Annotated in this window: 6 protein-coding genes; 1 reads left to right on the top strand and 5 read right to left on the bottom strand. The window is 54.1% G+C overall.

Going from position 1 to position 7,788, the window contains the following annotated elements; genetic code table 11:
- Window positions 1–796: 796 nt before the first annotated feature.
- The 4 genes from HMPREF2896_RS12910 to HMPREF2896_RS12220 form a co-directional block, all read right to left on the bottom strand.
- Window positions 797–973 (bottom strand): hypothetical protein, encoded by a 177-nt coding sequence (locus HMPREF2896_RS12910; protein ID WP_168165697.1) that lies wholly within the window; start codon window positions 971–973, stop codon window positions 797–799.
- A gap of 26 nt (window positions 974–999) precedes the next feature.
- Window positions 1,000–2,169, bottom strand: a complete 1,170-nt coding sequence (locus HMPREF2896_RS12215; RefSeq protein WP_070719640.1) for a nucleotide sugar dehydrogenase — start codon at window positions 2,167–2,169, stop codon at window positions 1,000–1,002.
- A 265-nt stretch (window positions 2,170–2,434) separates the two neighbouring features.
- Window positions 2,435–2,608, bottom strand: a complete 174-nt coding sequence (locus HMPREF2896_RS12915) for a hypothetical protein (protein WP_168165698.1) — start codon at window positions 2,606–2,608, stop codon at window positions 2,435–2,437.
- Between the two features lie 167 nt (window positions 2,609–2,775).
- On the bottom strand, window positions 2,776–3,681 hold the full coding sequence (locus HMPREF2896_RS12220; protein WP_070719641.1) for a UTP--glucose-1-phosphate uridylyltransferase: 906 nt from the start codon (window positions 3,679–3,681) through the stop codon (window positions 2,776–2,778).
- Window positions 3,682–3,857: 176 nt separating this feature from the next.
- Between HMPREF2896_RS12220 and HMPREF2896_RS12760 the strand changes: the two genes are divergently transcribed.
- The gene (locus tag HMPREF2896_RS12760; protein ID WP_141754796.1) at window positions 3,858–5,234 is read left to right on the top strand and encodes a sialidase family protein; all 1,377 of its coding nucleotides are present in this window, start codon (window positions 3,858–3,860) and stop codon (window positions 5,232–5,234) included.
- Window positions 5,235–5,738: 504 nt separating this feature from the next.
- Here HMPREF2896_RS12760 and HMPREF2896_RS12230 read toward each other — a convergent pair.
- Window positions 5,739–7,535: a heparinase II/III domain-containing protein gene (locus HMPREF2896_RS12230; protein ID WP_070719643.1), complete on the bottom strand. Its 1,797-nt coding sequence runs from the start codon at window positions 7,533–7,535 to the stop codon at window positions 5,739–5,741.
- Window positions 7,536–7,788: the final 253 nt, after the last annotated feature.

The raw sequence follows: 7,788 nt of genomic DNA on the forward strand, positions 1-7,788 counted from the left end.
AGGGTGTCCACTAAACGAGGGTAACCTCAGCCGACGCATGAAACGCGACGACGCACGAGTACCCCAGCGTCAGCGCCCACCCCGCGATAAACGCATAAGCCCGGCCGAGCGCCTCCTTCTGCATCTAGTCGAAGGGCAAGATATAGGCCCGAACCAATTGCCGCGCCGAGCGCCATGGCGAAGCCCCATGAGGGCTTCGTCGTTTTCCGCAGGGGCGTCTTCTCCGACGGCTGACTTCCGCCCAGACGATTCACTGCTTGTGCAGAAGTTTGCTGTCCCGATGACGTCCGAAACCCCAGACACCGCGGCCGAAGAAGTATCAACGGCTGAAGAATCAACGACACCAGAAAGCCCAAACAGCTCTACAAGCACCACCGAGGAGGACGAAGCCCCCTCCCCAACCCGGGCTGACGAGCAACAGGAAAAGAAAACGACGAGCAGACCATAAACGGGCTCTTCCGGTTTCGGGGTGCGTAGCGGGGTGAGGCCTGAGGGCAACACAATTTTGGCCGGCAGCGCTACCTTTTGTGAGTTCACCGCGGCGATGTTCGGTGCTGCCAAGAAGGCCGCTACACCCTCTACCAAGCAGACCCCACAGTCAATCCCCTCTACACCGCGAGCATCACTGCCAAAAGCCCCGTTACCGGTGAGAGCTACCAGCTCACCTGCCAAATGAGCAGCGATTTATTGGGGCTCGCTTGCCGCAACCCCCGACGACAACAATGCGTTCGCCATCTCCACCGCGGATGCCCGCGACTGACCGCAGCGCCTGAACACCACCGACTAACCACCGCAGCTATTCCAGAATCAACGATGCTGTCTTCTCCAGCGACACATCCTTCAGCTGACGGCCCTTGATGGTCCACGACACCAACCCCAGCACAATCCAAATCACGAGTGCAATGAGCGGAGCCGTTCCCAGCATGCCGGGCGAGCCCTGGACAAAGCGCAGCGCTATTTCCAGGCTACCCATCAATCATCGCTGAAGATCGTTGCTTCTTAGTCTCGAGAATAGACGTCTGCAGTTATGACCTTTCCAATGTGGGGTTCCAAAGCTGAATCCAACCGATTGGATAGAATTACGTCCGACCTTTCCGCAAATTCTTCGAACGACTCCACTACCTCTACTCCGTCAAACGAGCTTTCTGGCCACGAAGGCTCGAAGATCAAAAGCTCGATCCCCTCCCCGCGAATCTTAGACATTACATCTTGAATCGACGAAGAGCGAAAGTTATCTGAGCCGGTTTTCATCGTCAAACGAAAGACACCAACGACACTCGGACTAAGCTTCAAAACCTCATTGGCAATAAAATCTTTCCGAAGCAAATTCGATTCAACGATTGCCGATATAAGTGTTTGCGGAACATTCTTGTAGTTAGCCAACAGCTGGCGTGTATCTTTGGGAAGGCAATACCCACCGTATCCAAAGCTCGGATTATTGTAATGTCCCCCAATTCTTGGGTCCAGGGAAACACCATCGATAATCTGGCGCGTTTCCAGACCGTTAATCCTCGCAAAAGTATCAAGCTCGTTAAAAAACGCAACTCGCATCGCTAAATAGGTATTTGAGAAAAGCTTGATCGCCTCAGCTTCAGTAGAGCTAGTCACCAGAACTGCAGCTTCCGGGTCCAACGATCCTTGTTTAAGAACAAGGGCAAACTCTTTGGCAGCCCTTAAGTTGCGGGAGGCCGCAATAATCCTAGAAGGATGTTGGTTATCGTAAAGCGCCTTTCCCTCACGCAGGAACTCTGGACTAAAGACTATTGTCAGTTCCTTATGTAAATCGGACATTCTTTCGGTAAAACCGATTGGGACTGTAGATTTAATCACCACGACGGTATCAGGCGACAAAGCGCTAATCGTCCCTAAAACAGCTTCAACAGAACTTGTATTGAAAAAGTCATTCTCGGGGTCATAGTCCGTTGGAGTGGCGACAATCGCAAAGTCTGCCGAGTCCAGTGCCTCTGCCGCAGCAGTCGTAGCCCTCAAATTCAGACCATGTCGCGCCAACGCCATCGCAATATCTGAATCAACAATCGGACTCTCACCCCGATTGACTTTAGATACTCGCTCACCATCGATATCGACAGCAACAACCTCATGCTTGGCCGCTAAAAGCACGGCGTTAGCTAAACCGACATAACCTAGACCGAAAACTGCAATCTTCACAGCATTTCCTTCCTATCTTTTACGGATCCACGAGCAACTGTCGCAATAAGCCGCATGCAGCCCCTGAGTCCCGATCACGCTGCTCTCAATTGAAACGAGGTGGTATAACATGCGACACCCACTCGATCTTCATCCGAAAGCAGTTTACAGTCCGAGCGATTCCCTCGTTCAGCCCAACATTAGGGTACCATCCTGAACCATTGAAGCTCGCCTGAACGATAGTACCGAACTAGGAGCATCTCCCCGGCCGTGATGGGCTCAATGTTTACAATCCCCGAAACTCCCACGAACCAATGATGACAATCATCAGACCACCAATAACAAAACCGATGACCGTGCCAACCAGCCCCGCCTTCTGCATCCAGTCGAAGAGCAAGATATAGGCACCCCAACTAATTGCCGCACCCAGCTCCTTAGCGAAGACCCATGAGGGCTTCAAAGTTTTCCGCGGTGTCGTGTTCCCCGACGGCTAGTTTCATCCCAAACGATTCACTGCTTGTACAGGAGCTTGCCGACGCCGTCGTCCCCAGCGAGATCCTGACGAGTCTAGAGTTCACTAATTAGACGTGCTGCAGGCCCAATGATTTGGAGACGCGATACTAACCGCTACCTCAACTGTGGCCGGTACTTCTCCATAATCGCCTCAAGGTCTCGGAATAGGGTCGGCCCATACTTCGGGTGGCGCAGGCCAAACTCCACGCTCGCCGGGATAAAACCGGCGGGATTTCCTAGGTCATGGCGAATACCGTCATGCACAACAACGTGGACAGGGTGGCCTTCGGAGATGAGCAAATCAATTGCGTCAGTTAGCTGAAGCTCTCCCCCCTTGCCTGGCGTGATCCCCCGTAGAGCATGGAAAATCGCCCGGTCTAGCAAGTAGCGCCCAGTAGCTGCCAGATTTGAGGGCGCATCCTCCACCGCGGGCTTTTCTACCATGCCCACGACCTTCTTTACGCGTTCATTATCAGTGTCCTCAATATCAAACACGCCATAGTTAGATACTTGGTCGGGATCCACCTCAACCGCTAGGAGCACCGAGCCACCATGTTCCTGGCGCACACGAATCATCTCGCTCATAGCTGCAGTGGGCTCGATGACATCATCCGGAAGCATGACAGCAAAGAAATCCTCGTCATCATCGAGCACTGCCTCAGCCAGTCCAACCGCATGCCCCAATCCCAAAGGCTTGTCCTGCACAACAGCCACCGGCTGAATAATCTGCGCAGCACGCTCAACTTTTACCGCCTGCTCATCCTTTCCACGAGCGCGGAGAGTCTCCACAAGTTCTGGGAACTCATCAAAGTGGCGCATCACTTCGTCTTTGCGGGGCGAGGTCACAATTGCCAACCTCTTCGCGCCAGCCCTTGCGGCCTCCTCCGCAATCATCTCAATACCCGGAGTGTCCACGACTGGCAGAAGTTCCTTCGGGACAGTTTTCGTAGCAGGCAGAAAACGCGTACCCATACCAGCTGCGGGTACAACAACAGTGCGGACAGGAGTCAAATTAGCCATAGGGCAATCTTAGAGGACAGCGCGTCCGCTCTCCGCTTTGGGATAGTGCCACGTAGCTGCCCTGCAGTCGCACGTGCTTAGCCGTGCCTCTCGTCCACCATTTCAAATCACCTCACCCTGTGCCATCGCGTACTAGACTTCAAAGTCGTCTCATTCGTACACACAAAGGATCTCGCATGCGCCGACCTTCTCGCACCGGCAAAGCTCTCGTGGCTCTTGTCCTCACCGCTTCGCTTAGCACCGCGCAGGTTTCCGCACCTGCATCCGCACAAGCTCAGCAGATGCCAGCCTTCCAGATGCCTACCCTGCCCCAATTCAACGAGGAGCAAGTTCGGCAAGCTATCACCGCGCTAGTAGCGCTTGCCGCAGGTATCGGCGGCTTGGCGCTCCTCGCGAGTATCCTTCCTGGAATCGGTTCTTCCCAAGGCTCGACGCCCACTCCAGCTCCGACATCAACGCCAACTCCGTCCACCCAGCCGAGCACAACTGCCACGCCGACGACCAGCGCAAAGCCCACCAGCACCTCAACTAAGCCGAGTACGAGTACACCCGCGGCCCCGACGACGTCCGTGGAACCTTCTCCCGACTATGCGAAACACGTTGCCGACATCAAGGAACGACTCGCCAACAGCGAAGATGAGGCACCACTCTGGGCTTGGGCATCACCGCGCGGGCCCCAGCTCAACCTCCCTACTCATGAAGGAAGCGGGCAAGCTACGCACCCTTCCGTCCTTTACTTTGAAAATGGATGGAATGGTTGGAAATACTGGATGGCAATGACCCCATACCCAGCCAGTGATGAAGGAGTCGAGGACCCCAACGTCGTCGTATCCAACGACGGCTGGACCTGGCAGGTTCCAGACGGGCTTACTAACCCCATCGATGATCAGCTAGGCAAGCCCAACCCGCACAACTCCGATACTCAGCTCGTCATGGCTCCCAGCGGCGAGATGTACCTGACATGGCGCATGGTGGACCGCCCTAACGGCAAGACCAACCGCATCTTCTTGGTCAGATCCACCGATGGCGTGCACTGGTCCGAAAAAGAGGAAATCTGGACCGGCGAACCACAATTCATGTCCCAAGCTCTTATCTGGACTGGTGAAAATTGGCGTCTCTACGGCGTGGCAAATGGAGGCGGGCTGCCCAACCGCGTTGTTTTTTATGAAAGCCCAGACTTAAAGACTTGGTCTACGCCGAACACCGTAAACTTTCAACCCGAGCTTGCATCCGGCCAGCGCCTATGGCACATTGACATCCAGCTCTACGACGGTGAGTACATTGGCCTCGTCCACATCATCCCGGGCAGCGTCAAGAAAGGTAACCTCTATCTCTTGCGGTCTAAGGACGGCATCAGCTGGGAGCGCTCAGACACCCCGATCATCTCCCATGAGGAGTCCGGCTACCCCAATCTTTACAAGTCCGCCCTCGTCCCTCACGGCAGCGGCTATGACCTCACATTCGAGCTGTACTACTCCGGCTTCAGCGATAGTTCTCGCTCCGAGTGGCGCATCAACCGCACCATAGCGCAACGTGTCCACGCGGATTTCTAATCAAGGGACTCATTCCATTACGTTGTTAGCAGTTCCGTTTAAAGAACCCCAGCACTCGTACTTCTAGCCCAATGCTGGGGCGGCTATGTTTATCTGCGTTCCTTCTGCCTTGTGGTAGTGGAACTAGTCGCTGGCTGCGGTATAGCTTGTTCTCGTCCCCGTCTGAAAATTATCCCGGATGATACCACCAAAGGTGGTGGCATACTTTGAAGTAGACCCAGGACGTTCCAGGACGAGTGCCGATAGCGCCCTGGCCGTGTCATTTAATACCAACCCCACCCCCGACGTGCCTACATTCCGGGCACAGGCCCTTATCACTATGCGAGTCATCAACTCAAAGCTTCGATTGGTGTTGGCTTTAACTACGCTATTAGCACCGACGCGAACCGTCACATCCGATGCTTAATCTCTGATGAGCGCAAAGCTCTTAAACAGAGACGTACTTAATTGGCAGAATCGCACTCTCACAGAAAAAGATACAAACTTGTCCCCCTTCTAGACGCTTCATCGTGGGCTAATACCACCGTCGGCATATCCGCGCTCAATTGGAACGGAGAGCGCCCTCACACTTTTACTTTCCACGTCATACTCAAACAAGTACGTTTGAACTCCACGATTGATACGGAGCACACGCTTGCCGAGTCCATTGTCCTGGAATGTGCACGTTACCTTCTCCTCCGATCCAGCCACCACTACAGCAGTAAGCAAACCAAAGTCCCGGCTCGCACGCCCAAAGCCCACAGTCCACGTGTCAGTGGGCTTCTCATTTCGAAATACAATACCCCGTAAACCATCGCGGTCACCGCGAGCCATGTTCACGTCAGTGTGTTCAAAGAAGGAAGAACCTTCAATCCCGTAACGGATAAAAACCAACTGCGTTCCGTCAACTACTGAGCGAAAGCGAACAGTTTCATACTGGGAGCTCACATATTCAAACTCCGGGGCCACGTTCCAACGTTGCTCCGCGTACTCCGCAGTTTTCGTCGGCTCCAAACTATCTGCCACTACGAAAGGACCGCAATCCGCGAAGCAAGCACTTCGCTTCCATTTCAGCCCCTCCCACGCAGTGTCTTGCAAATCAAAAGCGGACCAGGTTGTCTCAACCTGATGATCCATCAGTTGCGACGGCACCGCGGCATTGTGCTTTTTGTCCCGTACCGTCAGTACGTTGTGTGCTAGACGGCTCCGTGCATAATCACGCATAGGCCCGCGGGCATAGCCAGGGTGGCCAGCATCCACGATGATATTCCGACCACGATCCCAAAAGGTTACCGATAAGTGATCAAAGTGCCCATGAATCGCACGAGCTGGTCCGAATCGCAAGGAGTAGTAACTCTCCATTCCAATTGGTCGGCGCTGACCAAATCCTGAACGGCCAAACACATACCCAGCGCTATACACCTTCACGCGAGGAATCTCAGTTCCTGCTGCGCCATTAGAAAGTGCAAATTCTACTGCCCCACCGCGCAAAAAACGCGGACGTCGCGGCATCGAATCCCCTACCTCCACGAAGGTGCCGCTTGGAGTCACGGAATGCGCGATGAATTCTTCCAGAGGCTTCTGCTTCGCGCGCAATTCCTCGGCTCCTGGTGCCCCGAACAACTCAAGCGCAATCACCGTAGTCTGGCGCAACCGGTCAATGTAGTTCGCATACTCCGGCGCCTGCTCATTGATGGCGCCTTCTTCATCGATCATTACTCCAAGGCAAGCCCTCGCACGCTCTGCACCAGTGGCGAGCATCGACTGATTATTCAACCTGTCGCCTACCACCAGCAATGCCAGCGACTGAGAAAGCCCATGATTCCAATAACCGTCGAAGTGCTCCATCAGCCACTGCCCGTGATACTCAATGGCTTCATACAACCATTCGTCTTCGGGATAAACTTGACTGAGCGCGCTTAGCGACGCCGCCCTAATAGCAACCGCGTGCCCGCCCCAGACATACTCATCCGATTCCCACTCAGGCGTAGCGTTGTTCATCTCCCACCAAGTCAACGCCACTGCCCATGCAAAATCCGCTCCTGCAGCAATCTCCTCAGTCCACGCGGCCTCAGGTCCCGCCGCAGCACGGTCCACGATAAAGTCAATCCAGTTTAACGAATGCAGGTAAAAACGCACCGTTGGGTGGAGAGATTGCTCTTCAATCTGAGGCCAGAACGGCCCGTCCGGATCAAACCGTACTTCAGGGTACGAGTGGATTTGAATTCCGCCACCTAAGACGTTGGAGATTGAGTTCAGGCTGCCCAACCCACCGGAGATGACTATAGGCCTACCCCTATCTATGTTTGAGAACAAAGACATCGACATTCCTTTCGAATCGAAATCAAGGCGCTGTACATCACGGGATGCACTCTACTTGCAAGTCTTAAACGGACACGACCAGCTTGAGAGACCAAAGACTAAATCCCTAAGGGCCTATACCGCAGACCGACTTCTCTCCAACTACCCAGGGTGCTGCAAGCCAGATTATCAAGAAATTTCCAACGAAAAGAGCATCAATGAGGTTACCCTCATTTAGTGGACGCTGAAGCGTCCTGGGTTTAGTTCCGCTTCT

The organism is Corynebacterium sp. HMSC069E04, from assembly GCF_001813175.1.
Taxonomy (GTDB): Bacteria; Actinomycetota; Actinomycetes; order Mycobacteriales; family Mycobacteriaceae; genus Corynebacterium; species Corynebacterium aurimucosum.

Coding starts and splice junctions, on each gene's coding strand:
- HMPREF2896_RS12230 (WP_070719643.1), bottom strand. CDS start 7,535: ATGTCTTTGTTCTCAAACATAGATAGGGGTAGGCCTATAGTCATCTCC.
- HMPREF2896_RS12760 (WP_141754796.1), top strand. CDS start 3,858: ATGCGCCGACCTTCTCGCACCGGCAAAGCTCTCGTGGCTCTTGTCCTC.
- HMPREF2896_RS12910 (WP_168165697.1), bottom strand. CDS start 973: ATGGGTAGCCTGGAAATAGCGCTGCGCTTTGTCCAGGGCTCGCCCGGC.
- HMPREF2896_RS12220 (WP_070719641.1), bottom strand. CDS start 3,681: ATGGCTAATTTGACTCCTGTCCGCACTGTTGTTGTACCCGCAGCTGGT.